This is a genomic window from Mesorhizobium sp. M0598 (genome assembly GCF_040320865.1).
In the GTDB taxonomy this organism is placed as follows: Bacteria; Pseudomonadota; Alphaproteobacteria; order Rhizobiales; family Rhizobiaceae; genus Mesorhizobium.
In genome coordinates, this window is record NZ_JAMYQL010000026.1 from 41,288 (window position 1) to 62,692 (window position 21,405).

A 21,405-nucleotide genomic window follows, 5' to 3' on the forward strand; every position below is an offset into this window, starting at 1 on the left:
GGGACGATGCCCCTGCAAAAGCGTCGGCAGCGGCAATTTGACCGCCGGCCTGACCTTTGGCAAGCGCGAGGTCACAACGCGTGCTCCACGTCCTTAACCTTACGTGAAAGGATCGCGAGCACCGCGTCGACCACCGCTTTGACCTCAAGTCGCCAAACGCAGCAAGCCTTGCTCGGATCGGGTCGGCGGCACAGGTCCCTGGCTATGCACTCGCAAGGCATGGAGGGCCGCGGCGTAACACTGGCCACGCCGACAGGCCCCCAGACGGCCGGGTCGGTCAGGCCGAACAGGCCGACAACCGGCGTTCCGGCGGCGGCCGCCATGTGCATCGGGCCACTCTCGTTTCCCAGAAACAGGCGTGCCTGGCCGAGGACCGCCAGCAGCGTTGCCAGCGACAGCGCCCCGACCACGTTGACGACCGGCGAAGCGGCCTTGGCGACGATGCGCTCGGCAGATGCTCGTTCATCGGGGCCGCCGACAAGCAGGAAGTCCAACCCGGTCTGCCGCGAGATCTCGTCGATCGCCAGCGCAAAACGTTCCGGCTGCCATTGCCGCCCCCGGAAGCTCGCTCCTGCATGAACGGCTATGAAGGCGTTACGCCGGAGATGATGCCGGTCGAGAAGCGCCAATGCCCTGGCGGTCTCCAGCGGCAGCGGCTCAATCGTTGGGACCGGCGCACGCAACTCCACGCCAAGCGCCTCAAGCGGCGAAAGATAGCGGCAGAGATAATGCTGGCCACCAAAGCCAAACGGCTTGGCTAGGACGTTGGCGGGCTGGCGTTCCAGCCAGCGCAACGGTTTTTCGGGAGGATCATATCCGACGCGGGTCTTGGCGTTGACGAGCCTGACGATGATGCGTGAGGTTTTGGAATCGGCCAGGTCGATGGTCAGGTCAAACCGGAACCGGCGCAGAGCGCGCACCATCGCGTAGAGCTCGCGACCACGCTGCACAGGGGTGCCACGCATCCGTACGCGTCGGAACGCCACCACGTCCGAGGCGATGCCATGAGCCAACAGGAAACTGGCAAAGTTCGCCTCGCAAAGGAACACTATCCTGGCCTTTGGATATTGGAGGCGCAGGTTTCTGGCGAGCGCGGAAGCGAGGACAAGATCGCCGATGAATTTGGTCTGGAGGATGAGAATCGAGCGGACGTGCGTGGGCGGGTTCTGCAACATCTGTTTCTGGCACCGGGGCGGGTTCGGGGGCCGGAAACTGAGCAGAAACGATGTCGGGATTTGGAGCCGACAGACGCACGTTCGCGTGAATTCGGTTACAAATCGGTAAGGTCAGATGCCGGTGGACTCCAACTCCTATCCGCGGCCGTTCTTTGCAGCCTGCACCGCCGCTTGCGCGGCGGCCAGCCTGGCGATCGGCACCCGGTATGGCGAGCACGAGACATAGTCGAGGCCGACCTTCTCGCAAAAATGGATCGAGGCCGGGTCGCCGCCATGCTCGCCGCAAATGCCGAGCTTGATGTCGGGCCGCGTCGCCCTGCCCTTTTCGGCCGCCATCCGCACCAGCTCGCCGACACCCTCTATGTCGAGCGACACGAAGGGATCCTGCTCGATGATGCCTTTTTTCCGGTAGGTCTCGAGGAACGAGGCCGCATCGTCGCGCGAGATGCCGAAGGTGGTCTGGGTCAGATCGTTGGTGCCGAAAGAGAAGAATTCGGCCGCCTCGGCAATGACATGAGCGCGGATCGCGGCGCGCGGCAGTTCGATCATCGTGCCGGTCAGATAGTCGATCCTGACGCCGGTCTCCTCCATCACGCTTTTGGCCACAGCGTCGATGCGCGCCTTGACGAATTCGAGCTCCTTCACCAGCCCGACCAGCGGCACCATGATTTCGGGGACCACCAGCGCGCCGGCCTTCCTGCCGGCCTCCACGGCCGCCTCGAAAATGGCTCGTGCCTGCATCTCGGCGATTTCGGGATATGAGACAGCAAGCCGGCAGCCGCGATGGCCGAGCATCGGATTAAACTCGTGCAACGCTTCGGTGCGCCGCCGGAGCTTGTCCGGCGACACATTCATGGCGGCGGCGACCTCGGCCACCTCCTCCTCGGTCTTGGGCAGGAATTCGTGCAGCGGTGGATCGAGCAGCCGGATCGTCACCGGCAGGCCGGCCATGATCTGGAACAGTTCGAGGAAATCCGAGCGCTGCATCGGCAACAGCTTGGCCAGCGCCGTTCGCCGATCCTTTTCCGTATCGGCCAGGATCATCTCGCGCATGGCAATGATGCGGTCGCCGTCGAAGAACATGTGCTCGGTGCGGCAAAGGCCGATACCTTCGGCGCCGAAGGACCGCGCCATGCGCGCATCCAGCGGCGTCTCGGCATTGGTGCGCACCTTCATGCGGCGCGCGCCGTCGGCCCACTCCATGATGGCGGCGAAATCGCCCGAGAGTTCCGGCTGCAGCATCGGTACCGCGCCTTTCAGCACCTGGCCGTTGCCGCCGTCGATGGTGATGATATCGCCCTTCCGGAACGTCGATCCCATCGCCATCAGCGTGCCGGCCTTGTAGTCGACGCGCAGCGAGCCTGCGCCCGAAACGCAAGGCTTACCCATGCCGCGCGCCACAACAGCGGCGTGGCTGGTCATGCCGCCGCGCGTCGTCAGGATGCCTTCGGCCGCATGCATGCCATGGATGTCTTCGGGGCTGGTCTCGATGCGCACCAGGATCGCCTTGCGGCCCTGTGTCTTGGCCTCCTCGGCGTCGTTCGAGGAAAACACGATCTCGCCGGTGGCAGCACCTGGCGATGCCGGCAGGCCGACGCCGATGATATCGCGCGCTGCTTTTGGATCGATCGTCGGATGCAGCAACTGGTCGAGCGAGGCCGGATCGATGCGCGCGACGGCCTCCTCCTTCGAAATCAGCCCGTCCCTGGCCATGTCGACGGCAATCTTCAGTGCCGCCTTGGCGGTGCGTTTGCCTGACCTGGTCTGCAGCATCCACAACTTGCCGCGCTCGATGGTGAATTCGAGATCCTGCATGTCGCGGTAATGCTTTTCCAGGCGGTCTGAGATGCTGACGAAAGCCTGGAAGGCGTCCGGCATCAGCTTCTGCAGCGACGGCTTGTCGGACCCGGCGGCAATGCGCGCCGCCTCCGTGATGTTCTGCGGCGTCCGGATGCCGGCAACGACATCCTCGCCCTGGGCGTTGACCAGGAACTCGCCATAAAGCTGCTTTTCGCCGGTCGACGGATTGCGGGTGAAGGCGACGCCGGTGGCCGAGGTGTCGCCCATATTGCCGAAGACCATGGCCTGGACGTTGACCGCCGTGCCCCAGCTTTCGGGAATGTCGTGCAGGCGCCGATAGGTGATCGCGCGGTTGTTCATCCAGCTGGAAAACACCGCACCGATGGCGCCCCACAGCTGCTCGTTCGGATCCTGCGGAAACGGTTTGCCGAGCTCCTCCTCGACCTTGGCCTTGTAGAGCGCGATCACGCCTTGCCATTCGATGGCCGTCAGTTCGGTGTCGAGCTCATGGCCGAGGCCGCCCTTCTGGTCTTCGAGAATTTCCTCGAACACCTCATGGTCGAGGCCCATGACGACATCGGAATACATCTGGATGAAACGGCGATAGCTGTCATAGGCAAAACGCGCGTCGCCTGAATCGGCGGCCAGGGCTTCGACCGTCTCGTCGTTGAGGCCGAGATTGAGCACGGTGTCCATCATGCCGGGCATGGAAGCGCGGGCACCGGAGCGCACCGACACCAAAAGCAGTTTCGACGGATCCCCGAAACGGCGCCCGGTCAGCCGGCCGATATGGTCGAGGGCGACCGCAACATCCGCTTCCAGCGAGGCCGGATAGGCGTGGCCGTTGGCGTAATAAGCGTTGCAGACCTCGGTGGTGATGGTGAAGCCTGGCGGCACCGGCAGGCCCAGGCTGCACATTTCGGCAAGGTTGGCGCCCTTGCCGCCGAGCAGATTGCGGTCGCCGGCACGGCCTTCCGCCGCTCCATCGCCAAAGGTGTAGACCCATTTGGTCATGCTTGCTCCCCGGTTGCAGGAGATTGGAAATACTGACAAATCGAGCGATATGATGCTGCAGTGCGAAAGGCAAGGCATCGACCGAGCCGGCCGGCCTCTACAATCGATTAATGAAAAGCGGCGCCGAAAAGACTTGCTTTCTGGAAAGCTTTGTTTAGAGAACATAACATGAACAAAAGGGAACGATGAGAATGACCGGAAAGCTCGCTTGTTTGGAAAAGCCGGCGAATTGAGCGCCGTCGAGAATGCCGGCGGCACCATCGTCAGGCCGATCTTTTCATTCCCCGGCGGCAGGCGGTTCCATTTCGTCGATCCGGCCGGCAATGAAATGGCGGTATGGGGTGAATAGATCCGTTCAAAGTGACGATTGCAAAACTGGTGGATCGTTCGCGCATAGTCGGCATTGAGCTTTCTCCCGGCTCGTCCTATAAGGCCGCGCGCACAGCGGGCAGGCTCCGGCTGTTGGGGCGTCGCCAAGTGGTAAGGCATCGGTTTTTGGTACCGACATTCCCAGGTTCGAATCCTGGCGCCCCAGCCAGTTCTCCAATTCTGACGATCTCCCGAGTCGTAATCTCAGTTGCAGACACCTTGGTCGCGGACTGGTATCTGCGGTATCTGTCCACAACAAATTGGTGTCTCCGGCAGAGAGCGCGATGCGGCTGGCATCTTAGTTTAATGTCGGCTCAATTGGCCGGCAGTCAAATGCATCTTGTGGAGAAGAGCAGTTTTTCTGCCACGGCTTGGCGTTCGATCTTATAGTTTGAGACTTTTATAATCCAAAACATCGGGATTTTGTCGCTTTCTTCAGATAAGTCAGCGCCCCCAACGCCTCTCTACTAGCAACCGGGCGCAATCATCAAACTAATTTTTTAATAGAATTCAATTTCCTGTTAAACAACGGCGATTATGTTATCTTGTGCTGTCAGCAACAAGTAAAATGTAGTAGAAATATCAATAAGCATCCTCGGAAAACAACGTGGGCATCTCTGAAATTAAATTTGCTTTTATCGCACAATGTCGACTATCCGTAAGTATATTTTTCGCCGCAACGTGAGAATCCTGCCGCCGATCAACCATTCTATCAGGGCGTGCAGGTATGTGATTTGGCGCTAATATACACCTTCTAGTAGGCAGGCATCCGCGGGGCGCTATCGAATCAAAATGAGGGATTATGGATGGCGACTCTCCATTACACGTCGGGCGGATCCGGCACGGACATTGCAAAAGCCGGATTCAATCTGGCTAGCGTGCAATATGTTGACCAGGTCAACGAGTTGCCAGAGGGCATGAAAGGCTTGGTCTACCTCGACGAGGCCAACGGAGTTACCCAATCCTTTATCGACAAGGTTACTCCGTTCCTCGGCAATCCGAACGTATTTGGGTTCTTCCTGGTTGACGAGCCGGATCCCACCGGCCAATGGGGTACCTACGCCTCTGCCGCAAATCTGAAGGCAGAATCCGACTGGATCCATGAGCATTTTCCAGGCGCCAAGACCTACATCACAATGATGAGCTTGGGGACGTCGGCGAATCCGGATTTCAGGGGCACGTACAATCCCGCCAATACGGGTATCGATTACTACGGCATAGATGTCTATCCGGTCCGCACGGATGGCCCGGTCGACTACAACATGATCGATAAATTCGTTGCCGCCGCTCAGGCATCGGGCATCCCGACGAGCCAGATCGTTCCGGGCTACCAGGCGTTTGGAGGCGGCGAGTATAACACCGATATGGGTGGCAAATATGTGGTGCCCACCGCCGCCCAGATGGAAATCATGATGGAGCACTGGGCCAAGCTGGTTCCGTCACCCGCCTTCGACTACGCATACGCCTGGGGTTCGCAGCGAGGCGACACAGCGTTGGAGAGCTCTTCGGAACTGCAGGCCGTTTTCCGGGAACACAACCTTGCAACGACGGGGACCACTCCGCCTCCCGTCGACACAAGCGACACCTTGTATGGCACCAGCGGCGACGATGTGTTTCACGGGGCCGGCGGCCACACAATGATCGGCTATGGCGGCAATGACACCTACTATGTCGATGACATCCGCGACAAGGAGATCGAGGCTGCGGGCGGCGGTACCGACAAAGCCCTTGCCTCCGTAAGTCATGCGCTTGCGGCCGGATCCGAAATCGAGCTTCTCGCCACCAGCAATCCGTCCGGCACGACCGCAATCAACCTTACAGGCAACGAGTTCGCCCAGACCATCCTGGGCAATGCTGGCGCCAACATCATTAACGGCGGCGCCGGCGCCGACACTATGGCCGGCTATGGCGGCAACGACACTTATTATGTCGACAATGCCGGTGACAGGGCGATTGAGGCGGTGGGCGGCGGCAACGACAAAGTGCTCGCCTCGGTGAGTCACGTCCTGTCGGCCGGCTCGTATATTGAGCTCCTCGCCACCAACAGCCCGTCCGGCACGACGGCGATCAACCTGACCGGCAATGGGTCTGGCCAAACCATCCAGGGCAATGCCGGTGCCAATGTCATCAATGGTCGCGGTGGCGCTGACACGATGACCGGCTACGGCGGCAACGACACCTACTATATCGACAATGCCGGCGACAGGGTGAACGAGGCAGTGGGAGGCGGCACTGACAAAATACTCGCCTCGGCGAGCTATGCCCTTTCGGCGGGCTCGCAGATCGAGCTTCTCGCCACCACCAGCCCCTCCGTCAGCACGGCGATCAACCTCACCGGTAACGAGTTCGCCCAGACCATCCAGGGCAATGCCGGCGCCAATGTCATCAACGGTGGCGGCGGCGCCGATACGATGGCCGGCCGTGGCGGCAACGACACGTACTATGTCGACAATGCCGCTGACAAGGTGGTTGAGGCACTGGGCGGCGGCACCGACAAAGTGCTCGCCTCGGTGAGTCACGCCCTTTTGGCCGGCTCGCAGATCGAGCTCCTCGCCACCGCCAGCCCATCCGGTACGACGGCAATCAATCTCACCGGTAACGGGTTCGCTCAGACCATCCAAGGCAATGCCGGCGCGAACATCATCAACGGTGGCGGCGGTGCCGACATCTTGACCGGTAACGGAGGCAACGATGTCTTCGTGTTCAACAGCGCTCTTGGAGCCGGCAATATCGACAGGATCACCGACTTCAACAAGCTCCAGGACAAGATCCAACTCGACGACGCGGTTTTTGCCGGCCTAAAGCTGGGTGGCCTTTCATCCGATGCTTTCTTTGCTGGCACGGCCGCGCATGACAGCTCCGACCATATCATCTACAACAGTTCAACCGGAGCGCTCTCTTTCGACAGCGACGGGATCGGCGGCGCAGCTCAAATACAGTTCGCCACCCTCTCTCCAGGTCTGTCGCTTGCGGCAGGTTCGTTCCTTGTGATCTGAAAGCACCAGAGCGGCGGACCTGCAACTCGACGAGTCGCGTCCGCCGCTCTATCTTTGTTCAACCACCTGATGTTCGGACGTGGGGTGCCCAGTTCGGGCTGACGTTTACCCGGGAGTACATTCGGCGTGTCGGTGAAGAGGCGAAGCCGATCTACACGCCTGCTCTAGGAACCTCGCTTGGCGCAGACATCCGCGCGCCCTTTGCGTGTGCCCCCGCGGGGGCGGGTGATGCTCTACTTGCTGTGAACAGCACCCCCGAGCAATTGACTATAGGGTAACAGCGCGAGCGGCGCGCCAGTGTCCTTGAACTCGCCGAATGTGCGCGATGTGTTCGACCACGCTTTCACATCTCATCTCGATATTGGCAAGAAAAAAAGGTGCTACGTTCGTCAGCCGACCATGTTTGGGGATCCATTACGCCACCTGTCGCGTTTCGGCCGGCGTGCGGATACGTGGCTTGGTAGCTGTCGAGCGAGCGCGGACGGCTTCAGGCGTTTCGAAGTTCGGCCAGCTTCAAGCCATTCACGGTTTGAGCTCTAACCGTTTTTCGTGGATGCCATAGGGGTTGTTGTAACCCCACCTTTCTGCCTGTGGAGGCCGAGGGCTTGGGCATGGTTGAGCCACTGTCGCTTGGATCCCACCATCTCCTTGACTATTGTATCGGTGAGGCCCGGCCTTGGGTCGAGCGGGGCACCTACAATCACCGCGAGAGCCTCGAGCGCTAGTCGAAGTCTCGCACTTGGGACCAAGAATGTGAATGAACCAATGAATCCGCTCAATACGCAGATCGGTCACGTGCTGTGCTCGGCACGCGCACGGTCGCGAATGTCATCAAAAGGCTAGTATCTCTGCACAGAGGTTATGACTCTTTGGAAGTCAGCTTGGGATAGGCTTTGGCCATCTTAAGGCGTGCGTTTTCGGTACAGGACATCCAGTTGGTGCAGGCACGGCTCGTGTTTCGCAGATGCTCCCAGGCAGCGGTCTCTGCGGCGTGGCGATCGTAACTGTCGATCCGACGATCGAGGCACTAGCCGCGCAGAACGCCGATTTCCATCTCGACCATGTTGAGCCAGTTGGCGTGTTTGGGCGTGTAGTGGAATTCCAGCCGTCGAAGGATGCGTCGCGGCTCTGAAGCGGGCCTGGCCTGGTAGAGCATAGCGGCCGAATGGGTTGACAGATTGTCGAGCACCACCCTGACGCGTTCGGCCTGTGGGTAATGGATATCGAGGAGGTCGCGCATGCAGTAGGCAAAGTCTTGTACCGCGCGTCGCTCGGTGACCTTGACTTTGCGCCAGGAGCGGTGCCTGTCGAGGAAGACGAACAGGTTGTGGCGGTACCGTTGCGCTTGTACTCGCAGTCATACCGCTCAAGCCGGCCGCTGAAGGGCAATCTGCCTGGACAACCGTTTGGATCTCGTCCTCGCCGACGCCGATCCGGGCGCTGAGCGGTGGCAAATCGAGATCATCGAGGCGCTTGGCAGCGCCTTTGAAGAAAAGGTCCATGGTAGCCTCTGAGTTGTGGGTTGACTTTGACATCCCGGAAGACGTTTAGATTGCCGCGAACCCTAGGGGGACGCAGCATGAATTATAGACCCGACATCAGCGGACTGCGGGCTGTGGCCGTTGTTCCTGTTGTCCTCTACCACGCCGGATTTTCTGCGATCAGCGGCGGCTTTATCGGAGTCGATATTTTCTTTGTCATCTCCGGGTTTCTAATCACTTCCGACATCATCGAGCGGATCAAGAACGACACATTTTCGCTGGTAGAATTCTACCATCGCCGCGTTCGCCGAATTTTCCCGGCCCTGTTCGCGATGCTCGGTGCCTGCTTTGTGATAGCGTGGTTTGTGCTGCCGCCCGGAGAATTCATTAGCTTCAGCAAGAGTGCGATTGCCGCTGCGCTGTCCGGCGCGAACGTCTTTTTCTATCGAAACACGGACTATTTCACCGCAGCCGCCGGATCGCTCCCGCTTCTGCATACGTGGTCGCTCGCCGTCGAGGAGCAGTTCTATCTGCTGTGGCCGCTGGCGCTAATGATCCTGATGGCATGGCTGAGGCCGTGGGCTTTGATCATCGTCTCAGCGCTCGGCGTCGCCTCGATTGCCGCCGGCCAGTATTGGCTTCCAGTCGATCAGCCCTTCGTGTTCTACATGCTCCCGACGCGGGCGTGGGAACTGCTCCTTGGCGGGATCATCGCGCTGCCGTCGGTTAAAGCGATGGCCGCTCGGCTCGAGCGGAGACCGGCCGAAATCGCCGCTCTCGCCGGTCTTGCGCTCATTGTCGCTTCGCTGTTCATAATCGACAGCGATACGCCGTTCCCCGGCCTCTCTGCACTCGGCCCTTGCATTGGAGCCGCCCTTTTGATCGCCGCCGGCATCCGCCACCAGACCGCAGTTTCGAGAGCGCTATCCGTTTCTCCGGCCGCTTTCGTCGGGCTGATTTCCTACTCCCTTTACCTCTGGCATTGGCCGCTGCTGGTCTTCTTGGGGATCTACAAAAACCGGAACCTGTTTGTCTCGGAGCGGGTGAGCATCGTTGTGGCAGCACTGCTCATCTCCACTCTTTCCTGGCGGTTTGTGGAGCGCCCATTCCGTCAGAAGCAGGAAACGGCGATTTGGAGTTGGGCGGTCCCGGCTGCCAGCGCCATGGTGATTGCTTGCTGCCTATCCCTACTCATCATCAAAGGCCAAGGGTTCCCAAACAGAGGGCCAGCCATGGCGCCATCGGTTGCGGCTATGATGGCAGAGAGAGCCACGTTTCAGGCTTCGCCGTGCCTCATGCGCCGTGCCCTTATTCCCGCCGGGAGCAAATGCATACTCGGCAGCGAAGACACGCTGTCACCTACGATCGTTTTATGGGGCGATTCCCACGCCGCACATTTGGCGTCATCCCTCGATGAGGCTGGCAAAGCGATAGGTGTGCGCGTCAGGCAGATTACAAAGGCCGGGTGCGCACCGTTGCCCGAGTTACAGATGCTCCCTTCAAGCCCAATGCGGGCCGATTGTCCGGCCTTCAACTCGGCCGCGCTAAAGGCAATCCTTGACGACCCGAACGTCTCCGTCGTGATCCTGGCCGCGCGGTGGAACACCTATTCTAGAAGTGACAGAAGCCTTCTTTCGAGGGATGGCACCTGGCCTTCGCCGGAGGTTTCCAGGGCCAACTTTTCGTCGTCTATACGGAGCACCGCCGACAGGCTGGGGGCACGCGGTATCAAGACGGCTGTCGTTGGACCGGCGCCAGAACCCCCGACCGATGTGCTAGTCTGCCTGATCCGCGCCAATTTCATGGGAACGGCCGACGCGCCCTGTTCGACCATGCCGGCCGAGCCGCACTGGAATGACAACAAGTTCCTGTCCGATCTGCTTCCGCGCTCCGTTCAATTCATCCCGATCGTGCCGGCGTTGTGCGGGCCAAGTGATTGCCGGTTGAAAGCGGGCGACGAGATTTTATACCAGGACAAGACACACCTTTCGAAAGCGGGGGGCCATCTTCTCGCCGCCATTTTCGAAAACGCCATTTCCCCCGCCAATCTCGCTGTTAAACTGAATTTGCCGCCCTCGTAAACAGCCTCGGATCGGCCTGCTCAGGAGACCAAAGGCTGAATTTCTGATGTGGACAAGACGAGCGCGAGTCACTGAATTTCATGTAGTTTGCGAGGTTGGGAAAGCTATCACATCCGGCGGTGGGGCAACTGCCGCGGGCGCCTTTGCTCAGTTACAGACTGGGCTAGGAGCAGCAGCGCTACTTTTCGGTGGACGCTTTTATGCTTTTCAACAAGTGCAGGAGATCGCGCCGATTAGCACACAGCTCAAGGAGGCCGAGACCGAGTTCCGCAATGACGTCCGCTTTGCCATCCACAATTACTTTTCTAGCATCTAGTCACGGGCGTGCAAGCCACAACAGAACAGCCACATTGAGCGTGAATGCTGCCAAACAACCCAACTCCCAAGGTCCGACGGCAGGCACAATCGAAATTCTGCTAGCGGATCAGACTGCCCGCGCGGCCGCTTTGCCGCCTTGAACTCTGCAGGGGGACGCTCGCAAGTTTGAAACCCTTGCCAACGGTCAGCGCGCCAAGTGTAGCAGCCATAAGGGCAGCCGTACCAGAATGTCTGCTCGCCATCGGAATCGGGTCCGGTGACGCGAAACGAGCCGGGCACGCGACCGGTGCAGAAATCTCCCTGAAACTCTGTCTTATCCAAAATATGGCGTGCCTCGACTGGCGCCGTCTTGAACTCGCTCATCGCCGCGCCCCGTCTTGAACGCCTCGACGCCTTTCTTCTCGCCATGGCGCGCCACGAGGAACAGGCCTCCGGCAACCGCGGCGATCGCCAGAATCCACACCCAGCCGGGCACGTCGCCGGCGGCATCCTTCACCGGCTGCATGTAGCCGGAGGCCGGCCGAGATTGCCGATCACACCGTCGAACAACGTGCCAATCGTCGCGGGGATGCCGACTATGGCCGCCACGATCTTGGTCAGCCAGTTGATGCGCACCTCCGGCACCTTCTCGCGCACGACCTGCGGCTCTGCCTCGCTGCGCGCCGGCGCCAGCACGCGCGGCTTAGCCTTCTGCAGCGCCAGCAGCAGATCGTCGTCGATGCCGTCGCCTTCGGGCCGGCCGTTTTCGGCACGGAAGGCGCGGACCGCCGTCGCCGTCATCGTGCCGACCTTGCCGTCGACGCCGCCAACCTCCGTATAGCCGAGATGCTTGAGCTGCTGCTGGACGCGCGCGATCGTGTCCTTGCCGACGGCTGGCACCGCTGGGGCGAACGGCTCCGGCACAGCATTGCCCGGCGCGTAGGGCGTGTCCTTGAGCCTCTGCCACTTGGCATAGGCCGTGGCGAGCTTCGAATCGTAGCGGTTCTTCTTGTAGTCGGGGCCGTTCCAGGTCTCGGCGACAACCGGCCAGCGATGCGCGCACAGATCGTCGTCCACGTTCCAGGCGACAAGCAGCTTCACCGTCGCCTCGAGATGCGCCTCCTCGTCATCCATGAACGCCTGCACCATGGCCTGGACGGACGGGAAGCCGGCGGCCTTGAAGTTCTCGCCCAAGATCTGCGTCAGGCCCCATGATGCCGACTTGAGCGCCGCCGCCTCCTCGATCGCCATGGCCGCGACCAGGCGCGGATAGCTGTCCTTCGGACAGGGCTTCGCGCCCCATTTGGCATAGGCGAGCCCGGCCTTCACCGCGGCGGCACGCTTGGCGCCGGACAGGTTGCGATGGAAGACATGCGGCTCGAACAGCAGCTTCGGCCGGCCCTCAAAACCGAACCCTGCCGCCTCGACATGCATGAAGGCGTGAATTTCGTCCTCGCCGACGCCGATCGTCGCGCTAATGCGCGGAATGTCGAGATCGCTAGTGCGCTTCGCAGCGCCCTTGAACGTGCTGTCCATGGCAGTTCCTTTCCGCCCTCGCGGGCAGGTTGAGATAGTCGGTGGTTGTGCTAAGTGTTTGCCGCGCTCAACTTGGAGCGGCACGGCGTTTGCGATGCTTCGAGGGGACCATAAGATGTTGTCGAGAATGACCCGACGCGTACTGAAGAATGCAAACAGGCTTAGAGTACCTGCCGTCGCCCGCTCGGTGCAACGCGCGCGGCTGACGTATCTTTCGGACGCAAAATTTATCAGCCTTCGCGATGCGATCAGGCAGCTGGGGCGTGAAAAGGTACCCGGCGATTTCATAGAATACGGGATCGCACTCGGTGGTTCGGCAATCTACATTGCGTCCGAACTCGACGGAGACCGTCATTTCCACGGCTACGATGTGTTTGGCATGATCCCGAGCCCGACCGAACAGGACGACGAAAAATCCAAGGCCCGTTACGAGACCATCCGGTCGGGACGATCCATTGGCATTGGCGGTGACACCTATTACGGGTATCAAGGCGACCTATTCGATAAGGTGAGTGCCAGCTTCACGGGTTTTGGCGTCCCGGTCGATGGCGAAAGGATCGTCCTTCACAAGGGCCTGTTCGAAGACACGGTAGATTTTGATCCGAAAACCAGAATAGCGTTGGCGCATGTCGATTGCGATTGGCACGATCCGGTCAAGTTCTGTCTTGAGCGAACCTTCGAGGTGTTGAGCCCAGGAGGTGTCATGATCCTGGACGATTACAATGACTACGGGGGATGCCGGACGGCAACCGATGAATTCCTTGCCGGCCGCGCTGACTGCCGTCTGACACGAATCCTCCCTCATGCCGTGATCCGGCGATTATAGGTCGCATCCTGGTTTTGCGCAGTTCACCAAGCAGAAGTCGATCCGCGCCGAGTCTAGGCATGTCAGACGCCTGGCGAACCCGACGGGTGCCGCAGACTCGCCCTTGCCCGGACTAAGAGCCTGCGGAAGCGTACCGAGAGTGCACTTCGCCATGGCTGCTCAGGAAGCCCGGCCAAGGAGCAGTGGAAGCGGATCAAGCACATGCCGTTTGTGACTGTGATCCAAAAGGAAAGGGTTGGACAGCTCATCTGGTGTCAATACTGAGATTTGGGTATAGCCGCAGTCGTCAAAAACGCTCAAACGTCTTGCGAACGTCGCTACTTACCTGAGCAGAGATGCGGAGCTCCATTCAACTCTCGACACTTAATTATGCGCTTGTGGTCGCCGAGGAGGGCAGCTTCCTGCGCGCGGCGCGGCGCGCCGGTATCGATCACTCCGCGCTCAGCCGGCGCATACGCGATCTCGAATACGCGATGGGAACGAGGATATTTCATCGCCATGCCCGCGGCGTGGGCCCAACCCCGGCCGGCGAGCGTTTCCTGGGTCGTCTGCGCTCCGTGCTGCTCGAACTGGACAATACTCTGACGCTGGCCAGGACGGGGATCAAGGATGAACAACAAAGGCTTTCCATCGGCTCCAACGGACTCATCCTCGCCGGGCGAGCGCTGGATGCGGTCATCGAGTTCGGGCAATGTCATCCAAATGTGACCATCAGCTTGATCGAAGGGTCTCACCCTGAACCAGGGGCTATGTTGGGCGGGGCGGAGGTCGACGTTACCGTCACTTCCTCCTCCCGATGCACTGGCGGCGCATTCGAATTGAAATTGTGGAAGGATACCCTAGCCGTTGTTCTCGCTCCGAATCATCCTCTCGTAAGCCGTCCCGTAATCGAGTGGTCGGAGCTGGGCCAAGAGACGCTGCTCGTCCGTAGGGGCGAAGCATTTCTGCTCGCCGACGCTGTTGGAAATGGCGTGCAGCTTCCCGCAATAGTCGAACATCACGTCAGTGCGGGCATCCTTCTGCGCCTTGTCGGAAATGGGCTCGGTGTCGCTCTGATTCACGAGGGAGACGCCGGCAGCGTTCCTGATGGCGCCGTCTGCCGTAAGCTGCGGATCGGAGGCAAGCCGATCCAGATCTCCAGCTTTGCCCGCTGGCGCCCGGACAATGCCAATCCTGCCCTGACGGTCTTCATCGCATTCCTGCGCGACAGGTATTTCCGACTGACTGCCGTCCGACCACAATGACCCGAAAAGTCATCCCGCTTCAGGGTCCGTCGGGCTCTGGCAAGGCTCTGTCCGTTGTCATGAACCGGGTCTCAACATCGGCGATATCAGCTTTGCCGGATCGGCGACTATCCGTCCGGTCTCGCGGCCGAGCAATTCAGCATAGGCGAGAAGATCGCGATGAATGGCGCCGGGCAGTTCGACCGTGATCTTGACGGGACCGTCATCGGGAATGGCGGAGAGTTTCAGCTTGGTCGTGACAGATTCTGCGGCGCCGCACCCGGTCAGCACCAAAGCCTTCGGTGATGCGCACCAGGTCGCTGAGCGCTGAGCGGATTTGCGGCCAAGGAAACTCGGAGCATTCCTCCCCGGCTTCGCCCTCGCGCAACACGGCATCGAGCTTGCCCGCCACACCGGCGAGAGTCGTAGCGGGGGTGGTTGAGAAAGCTTCCAGAAGATCCGTCGTCCGCTCGCCAGCCTCGCGTTCGGCTCTGAGAGCAGCAATGTAACCGGTCTTCTCGGCAGCCGCATCCCAGCGTGCCTGATGCGCAGCAAACTCAGTTTCGGCCTTCTCTCGGAGAGCGGCGGTATCCGGCCCGTTGCCGAGCACTTCATTGAGCCCCTCGATCGAATGGACCGTCACCTGCTTACCCTCGGCCAGGCGGACGGTCACACAAGGAAAGCCGATGCTCTCGACCAGCCTTGTCTCCAGGCGCTGCTGTCTGCGGCAAAGCCGATTGGTCAGCTTGTGGGCTTTCTGCCATTCCCGCCGAAGCGCTAGCGCTGGGTCTGGAGGCATACTCGGTGCAGTTGGACTTCCGGCAAACGCATTTTTCTCAACTACAAATGCGGTGGACGTGATCATCCCAGCCGCAAGCACTCGCCTGCGGGTGACGAAAGATAAAGTCGTGGTATTGTCGGAATCAGCCATGATCCGAGCTCCAAGCAGCTTGGGATGTGGTCAGGCTGGGCACGGTGCGTCAACACCGCGCCTAGCCGCTTAATGTAGATAAAGGTACCGCTTGAGCAGCAAATGCGCAACAGAAATCATCATAATATAGTGATTGCATGACGCCGATACAGTGTCGAATGGCTCGGGCGGCGCTGGACTGGGGAGTATTGGATCTAGCTCGGGAAGCGGGAGTCTCAACCCAAACTATAGTCCGCTTCGAACGCGGCGAGGCGCTTAAGCAAGCAACCGTCGATCGTATTTGTCACGCGCTCAAATCGGCCGGCATTGAGTTTATTCCGGACAACGGTGGAGGTCCTGGCATTAGGCTGGCACGCCGACCTAACAACAGATGAACCATTACGGCCAAACATCCCATTGCAATCAAACGGCGGCGAATCTCTCGCGAACGACTGCCGCGTAAGGACCCGATTTTTCGCGAACATTTTGCGACAGAAATGCCTCACTGTCAGCTCCACCGAAACGCGGACGCATCCCATGCGAACCTGAAAACCGGGTTCGTGGGCAGGCATGCGGCTGCACCATGCAGAATACCCAAAGGCCGGCTGGCCAACGGGTAGGGATTGGCACGTTTCCGGCCCTGCCCGCCCTCGACCACCAAGGGCCGGCATGCCACATGCTCGTCAGCGTATGGCAGACCGGCAGGCCTGATTGCATCCTGTCACAATCTCATCGAAAACAGGATGGGCAAGTCGCGTCACAGCCACTGCCGCGGATTCTCGACCTTTACTCCGCCGCTCCGCGCTCGGCGCGATCGTTCAAGGTGATGAGATTTTTTTGCCCGGGCCAGGCAATCGGGCTGCTCGTTGCGATAGCGGGGTCCGATTTCCATGATGAGGACGGTCCCTGGCAAGAAGACCAGCTCGCCGAAGATGTCATCCCATTCGATATCGCCCCAGCCGAGGGACATGTGCAGGTCGCCTATCCCCAGCGCTGCATCCTCCTGCGGGAGGTAGGTTCTGTGGAAGCCCTGCGGGCGCCCGAAGGAATCATGGACATGCAGGTGCCCTGCCACGGGCGCCATGGCCCGCAGTTGCTCGCGGAAGTCCAGCCACGATGGGTGGATTCAATATAGGCGTGGCTGAAATCGATGAGCGCCATCAGGTGGGGATGGCCGACCGCCCTCACCGTCTGCGCCACCTCGGCCGGGGTCTGCCGGCACTGACCCGGTTCCCATGGCGAAGAGGTTCTCGAAGGCGATGCGCACACGATAGCGCTTGCTGAACTCGGCAAGCTCGAACAACGCTTCGCGTTCGCGCTGCTCGGCACCGGCTCGTTCGAGAACCTGGTTGGCGCGAAAATGCCCACTATGCTGGACAAGGACGCGCGCATCGATCCGATCGCAGAGTTCGACCAAGGCCTTGGCGATATCAATCTGGTAGCGGCAGACGGCCGGTTCATGAGGTTCGATGAGACGACGCCGTGAACCGTATAACGGAAATCGAATTGGCTGGTCAGTGCGACAACCCCTCTCAGGGATAATACGGCCACCCGCTATGAGGTCGAGGGTCGTCAGTTCCAGTTCGACGGCTTCGTTGCCCATATCGGCAAAGCTGCGAAGGTCCCTGCAAGGCTCTCCAATCCGCCATTGGCAGAGATTGAATTGAAGCCGGCTGCAATGATGTTGCCCATACGCATTTCCCAGGACCGCTCATAAGAGTTCAGGCGGGAATTCCGGGCCGGTCCGGATCACCCCAGGGTGAGATGGCGTCTGGGGGTCACCGCTGGCGTCAGTCGGCGTACATCAACTCATAGTAGGCCGCAATAACTTCGAGAACTATAAGGCGGACTGCTGGGGCCGGAAGAAGCTGTTGTATTTCCGCACTGGTGCGATCCGATAGTTTACATATTATGTGACTTTCAATTGGGGGCGGGTAGCAGATGAAGGAAGAGAACGACATTCAGAAGCTGGTGCGCACATTGCGTGCTCGAGCACCTGATGACGCGGCTGAATTGCTTGCCCGAGAGTCTCCCGAGTTCATCCGGGACACACTAAAATTGTTGCCGCATGGGCACGCACGGAAGGTGGCGGAGCATTTGCCACCGCATATGAGGCCTATCAAGTCTGATACCGATGGCAAGGATTTCGTGATCCCCGATTCGCTCGTCGAACTGATGGACCCGATTCCCGCCAGCGTTCCTGTCGGGACGACGGTTGCCGCCGCAGTGGAGGCAGTCAGACGCGCCCAGGTGCCGACCGAGCTCACCTATCTCTACGTCACGGAGGGGGGCGATAAATTGGTTGGCCTGGTGGTCCTGCGCGATCTGATGCTGAGCGAACCGGACGCGATGGTCGATCAGATCATGCTGCCCAGGCCGTTCGCCGTTAACGTCGATCTCTCTTTGAGCGACGCATGCAAGGCGGCGGTACGCCGTCACTACCCTGTCTATCCCGTGGTGGACGCGGAGAACCGGCTGCTCGGGCAGGTCCGCGGCTGGCGGCTGTTCGAGCAGCAAATCATTGAGATTTCCGCCCAGTCTGGCCAGATGGTGGGCGTCCAAAAGGAGGAGCGTTCTTTTACGCCGCTGTTTTCAGCCTTCTTGAAGCGTCATCCGTGGCTGCAGCTGAACCTGCTGACGGCCTTCATGGCCGCTTTCGTGGTCAGTTCGTTCACAGGCACGATCGAGAAGATCGTCGCCCTGGCGGCGTTCCTCCCGGTCTTGGCCGGGCAGAGCGGAAACACCGGCTGCCAGGCACTGGCTATGACGCTGCGTGGCCTTGCCCTGGGGGATGTGGACAAACGACCGAAGCTGCACCTGGTGATGAGGGAGGGCGCGCTCGGGATCGCCAACGGCGTGCTCGTCGGCCTTGTGGCGGCTGCGGCGATGTGGTTCTACGCCTCGCGGCAACCGGAGTCGGCGGCCCAGGCGCCCATGCTGGCACTTGTGATCCTGCTTGCCATGTCCGGATCGTGCCTCATGTCCGGAATCTCCGGCGTGCTGATCCCGTTGGGCCTGCGCCGGGTCGGCGCCGATCCGGCCGTAGCTTCGGCGATCTTCCTCACCACCGTGACCGACATCGTAGGCATGGGCCTGATGCTGGGGCTGGCCACCATGCTCGTGCTATAGCAAGGCGCGTCCGGTGACGCGTCCCTGGGGAGATGGGGTTCCTAAAAGCTGACCTCGTCGGCGGTCAACGAAATTGCGAAGGCCAGGCCGCAATCGCGCAGGCCGTTGCGAGAAGCATCGCCCTGCAGCTTTCCGACCGCTTGCGTAACGCCCACGGAAGACCTTTGGATGAGCTATATGTGTCAGGCGGTGACCAGATACGCGCAGAGAATATTAATCTTGTCGGCTGTGCGATCCACGACCGGTGATGATTGAGTTAGTTGCCGCTGGTGCCGAATACTCCAATTGTTACAGCAACGCTGAGAAGATGTTTTGACAACCGGCGCAGCCGAAATACGAATAACCCCGATGGTTTGTTGCGCAGCTGCAACAGCTGCTGAGACTCGCATGGTCTGGCGACCGTTCAGTCGCCTTTTTCTTGTGGTCGTGCTAAGTCCTTCGCACTAGTCGGGTTTGGGGTGGGTTCTCGGCATGCAATCTTCGTTTCGAACGATCTTCGGCTGCGCCGCGGCGCTGCTTTGTACCGGCGTATTGCCGGCCGGCGCACAAGGTCTTTTTACGGCATATGACGATGCGTTTTCGGCCCGCATCGCCAGTCCGGCCGACAACGGAACGCTCGCCCAGTTCGTCACAGTTGCCGTCAACGCGGGACAATACGATCAGGCGATCTCCTCAATCGAGCAGTATCTGATCAAATATCCCCGCGATGCGCGCGCCCGACTGGCGGCCAGCCGATTGTACTATCATGTCGGCTCCTATGAATTGGCCCGGCGGCAGGTGCAGTACGGCATCGAAGTCGGCGGCCTGACCGCAAGCGAGCAGCAGGAAGCCGTTCGCCTGCTCGCCCGCATCGAGCGCGCGTTGCGTGGCGTCACCTGGGAACTCGCCCTGACCGGCGGCGTATTCAGCGCATTCACCGATTTTGAGCCAGGCGGGGCGCAGGACGACGACAGCTTCGTCTCGCCCTATGGGCGGGCGGAAGGCTTTGTCCGGTGGGACCTCGGCACGCCAAGTGCCGACGCTCTCGTCCTTTCAGGGTCGTTGACCGCGACAGAGCGTTTTTTCACGGAAGACCTGTCGGTTCCGGGCAGCGAGAAGACTTTTATCCACGGCAACGCAGCGATTACCTGGGACAAGGGGCTACCCAACAGTGGGATCGATTCGCTGCGCCTGCTGCTTTCGGCGTTTACCGTTACAGATCGTTTCGACAGCGATATCCACGAAACCGGCATCGGCGTCAGTGGACGCTTCGTCGTGCGCCCGACGGTCGAGACGACGCTTTTCGCCGGTGGCGGCTACATCGATCTAAGCGCCTCGCAAGGCATTTTCGCCGATAGCAGGGTTTTCTATGAGGCAGGCGGCAGCTACCGCTTCCGCAATGGCCAGGCGCTCGGACTGCGCTTTGTCGGCTCGAATGACTTCGCTTCCGGATCTGGCGAAATCGGCCGCAGCTACACGGGCGAGGTCCGCTATGGCGGCCTATTGATGAACGTACCGGATCTTTTCGCATGGTCGCACCAGATCGCCTTCTCGGCCGGCCACAGCGACACTCCCGATCTGTCTGTCGGCATCGGCACAAATATCAAGAGCGACTTCTGGCGCATTGCCTCCGAAAGCGATTTTCAGCTGACGGAGGCGCAGAAGATCAGCGTCGATCTCGCCTATCGCGAAACCAACTTCGACATCGCCAACGGCGACCGAAAATCGTTCGAAATGCTCATGAGCTATACGTTGACGCTCAATTGAAAGAGGCCGCGATGAGGACCCCGTACCGTCAGATCGCCATTTTTATCGCCTGCCTTGCCTTCGCGGCACCATCCGCCGCTGAGACGGTCGGGTCGATGACGGCCTATCAGACCAACATCGTCCGCAACAACGGCGGGACAATGAACGTTGGTGCCGGCGTCGAACTCGGCGACCAGCTGCGCAGCAATCCCACCGGTCTTGGAATGCTGGTGTTCCGGGATGAATCGAGCGCCAAGATTGGTCCGAACACCAGCCTGACGATCGATGAATTCGTCTACAATCCGGGCTCCGGATCGGGAAAGATCGACATCGGGATGAACAGCGGCCTGGCCCGTTTTTATGGCGGCCAGGTTTCGAAAGGGGGCGTCATGCAGGTTGCGACGCCGCACATGGTGCTCGGGGCGAGAGGCGGCATCATCGAAGTGCTGGTGGCAGCCGGCCAGACCGTCGGCATACTGCGCGCCGGCCGCATGACCTGTACGATCAATGGCAAACGGCTGGTCATCACAAACCCGGGCTACGCCTGCACATCGGAAGATGGCAAGCTGCTGACCGGCTACGGCGGAATCGACACCTTCCCGATATTGGACAGCATCGACCGGATAGCCGGCACCGGCCTGCCAGGCGCACCGGGTCCTGGATTGGACGTAAGCGCGATTTGTGCGTCGGCACTCGGCGGCTCGCTCAAAGTCTGCGAGTCCACGGACGGCGCATTGCCAGGAGTGGTCATGGAGTTCCCCGACAGCCTAACACCACCTGTGGGCGGGGGCGTGGATAAGGGCGAGTGTGAGGGTGAGGGTTGCTGCTACTACTGCAATTAGG

Annotated in this window: 14 protein-coding genes, 1 tRNA gene and 3 pseudogenes; 10 read left to right on the top strand and 8 right to left on the bottom strand. The window is 60.3% G+C overall.

Annotated elements, in window-relative coordinates; translation table 11 throughout:
* Positions 1–71 precede the first annotated feature (71 nt).
* Both NKI59_RS25550 and ppdK read right to left on the bottom strand, forming a co-directional pair.
* On the bottom strand, positions 72–1,175 hold the full coding sequence (locus tag NKI59_RS25550; RefSeq protein ID WP_352707713.1) for a glycosyltransferase family 9 protein: 1,104 nt from the start codon (positions 1,173–1,175) through the stop codon (positions 72–74).
* A 135-nt stretch (positions 1,176–1,310) separates the two neighbouring features.
* Positions 1,311–3,989, bottom strand: a complete 2,679-nt coding sequence (ppdK, locus tag NKI59_RS25555; RefSeq protein ID WP_352707715.1) for a pyruvate, phosphate dikinase — start codon at positions 3,987–3,989, stop codon at positions 1,311–1,313.
* A gap of 229 nt (positions 3,990–4,218) precedes the next feature.
* On the opposite strand from ppdK, the pseudogene NKI59_RS25560 reads away from it, so the two are divergent.
* The 3 genes and pseudogenes from NKI59_RS25560 to NKI59_RS25570 form a co-directional block, all read left to right on the top strand.
* Positions 4,219–4,338: pseudogene (locus tag NKI59_RS25560) on the top strand (VOC family protein); the annotation flags it as partial.
* A gap of 114 nt (positions 4,339–4,452) precedes the next feature.
* A tRNA-Gln gene (locus tag NKI59_RS25565) sits at positions 4,453–4,527 on the top strand.
* 637 nt (positions 4,528–5,164) lie between these two features.
* On the top strand, positions 5,165–7,354 hold the full coding sequence (locus tag NKI59_RS25570; RefSeq protein WP_352707717.1) for an autotransporter outer membrane beta-barrel domain-containing protein: 2,190 nt from the start codon (positions 5,165–5,167) through the stop codon (positions 7,352–7,354).
* Between the two features lie 859 nt (positions 7,355–8,213).
* Here NKI59_RS25570 and NKI59_RS25575 read toward each other — a convergent pair.
* Positions 8,214–8,731: pseudogene (locus NKI59_RS25575) on the bottom strand (transposase); the annotation flags it as partial.
* Positions 8,732–8,933: 202 nt separating this feature from the next.
* Here NKI59_RS25575 and NKI59_RS25580 point away from each other — a divergent pair.
* Entirely contained in the window at positions 8,934–10,916 is a 1,983-nt protein-coding gene (locus NKI59_RS25580; protein WP_352707719.1) for an acyltransferase family protein, read from the top strand.
* A 631-nt stretch (positions 10,917–11,547) separates the two neighbouring features.
* On the opposite strand, the gene NKI59_RS25585 is transcribed toward NKI59_RS25580, so the two are convergent.
* Together NKI59_RS25585 and NKI59_RS25590 are read right to left on the bottom strand one after the other, a co-directional pair.
* Positions 11,548–11,739, bottom strand: a complete 192-nt coding sequence (locus tag NKI59_RS25585) for a hypothetical protein (protein ID WP_352707721.1) — start codon at positions 11,737–11,739, stop codon at positions 11,548–11,550.
* Positions 11,727–12,749 (bottom strand): N-acetylmuramidase domain-containing protein, encoded by a 1,023-nt coding sequence (locus NKI59_RS25590; RefSeq protein WP_352707723.1) that lies wholly within the window; start codon positions 12,747–12,749, stop codon positions 11,727–11,729. The genes NKI59_RS25585 and NKI59_RS25590 overlap by 13 nt, the downstream gene beginning before the upstream one ends.
* A 127-nt stretch (positions 12,750–12,876) precedes the next feature.
* Between NKI59_RS25590 and NKI59_RS25595 the strand changes: the two genes are divergently transcribed.
* Both NKI59_RS25595 and NKI59_RS25600 read left to right on the top strand, forming a co-directional pair.
* Complete coding sequence (locus NKI59_RS25595) at positions 12,877–13,575, top strand: TylF/MycF/NovP-related O-methyltransferase (RefSeq protein WP_352707725.1); 699 nt, start codon at positions 12,877–12,879, stop codon at positions 13,573–13,575.
* A 335-nt stretch (positions 13,576–13,910) separates the two neighbouring features.
* Positions 13,911–14,819 carry a LysR family transcriptional regulator gene (locus NKI59_RS25600; protein WP_352707727.1) on the top strand — a complete coding sequence of 303 codons (909 nt, stop codon included), beginning with the start codon at positions 13,911–13,913 and terminating at the stop codon, positions 14,817–14,819.
* Between the two features lie 57 nt (positions 14,820–14,876).
* Here the strand turns inward: NKI59_RS25600 and NKI59_RS25605 are convergent, their stop codons facing one another.
* Positions 14,877–15,089 (bottom strand): DUF2274 domain-containing protein, encoded by a 213-nt coding sequence (locus NKI59_RS25605; protein WP_502897049.1) that lies wholly within the window; start codon positions 15,087–15,089, stop codon positions 14,877–14,879.
* Positions 15,022–15,729: a hypothetical protein gene (locus NKI59_RS25610; RefSeq protein ID WP_352707729.1), complete on the bottom strand. Its 708-nt coding sequence runs from the start codon at positions 15,727–15,729 to the stop codon at positions 15,022–15,024. Before NKI59_RS25610 ends, NKI59_RS25605 begins: the two co-directional genes overlap by 68 nt.
* 158 nt (positions 15,730–15,887) lie before the next feature.
* On the opposite strand from NKI59_RS25610, the gene NKI59_RS25615 reads away from it, so the two are divergent.
* Positions 15,888–16,103, top strand: a complete 216-nt coding sequence (locus tag NKI59_RS25615; RefSeq protein WP_502901103.1) for a helix-turn-helix domain-containing protein — start codon at positions 15,888–15,890, stop codon at positions 16,101–16,103.
* A 362-nt stretch (positions 16,104–16,465) separates the two neighbouring features.
* Here NKI59_RS25615 and NKI59_RS25620 read toward each other — a convergent pair.
* A pseudogene (locus NKI59_RS25620) lies at positions 16,466–17,400 on the bottom strand (TIM barrel protein).
* 249 nt (positions 17,401–17,649) lie between these two features.
* Between NKI59_RS25620 and NKI59_RS25625 the strand changes: the two are divergent.
* The 3 genes from NKI59_RS25625 (at position 17,650) to NKI59_RS25635 (ending at position 21,404) form a co-directional block, all read left to right on the top strand.
* The gene (locus NKI59_RS25625; protein ID WP_352707733.1) at positions 17,650–18,837 is read left to right on the top strand and encodes a magnesium transporter; all 1,188 of its coding nucleotides are present in this window, start codon (positions 17,650–17,652) and stop codon (positions 18,835–18,837) included.
* Between the two features lie 471 nt (positions 18,838–19,308).
* Positions 19,309–20,583, top strand: a complete 1,275-nt coding sequence (locus NKI59_RS25630) for a tetratricopeptide repeat protein (RefSeq protein WP_352707735.1) — start codon at positions 19,309–19,311, stop codon at positions 20,581–20,583.
* Positions 20,580–21,404 carry a FecR family protein gene (locus tag NKI59_RS25635; RefSeq protein WP_023678725.1) on the top strand — a complete coding sequence of 275 codons (825 nt, stop codon included), beginning with the start codon at positions 20,580–20,582 and terminating at the stop codon, positions 21,402–21,404. Before NKI59_RS25630 ends, NKI59_RS25635 begins: the two co-directional genes overlap by 4 nt.
* Position 21,405 lies beyond the last annotated feature (1 nt).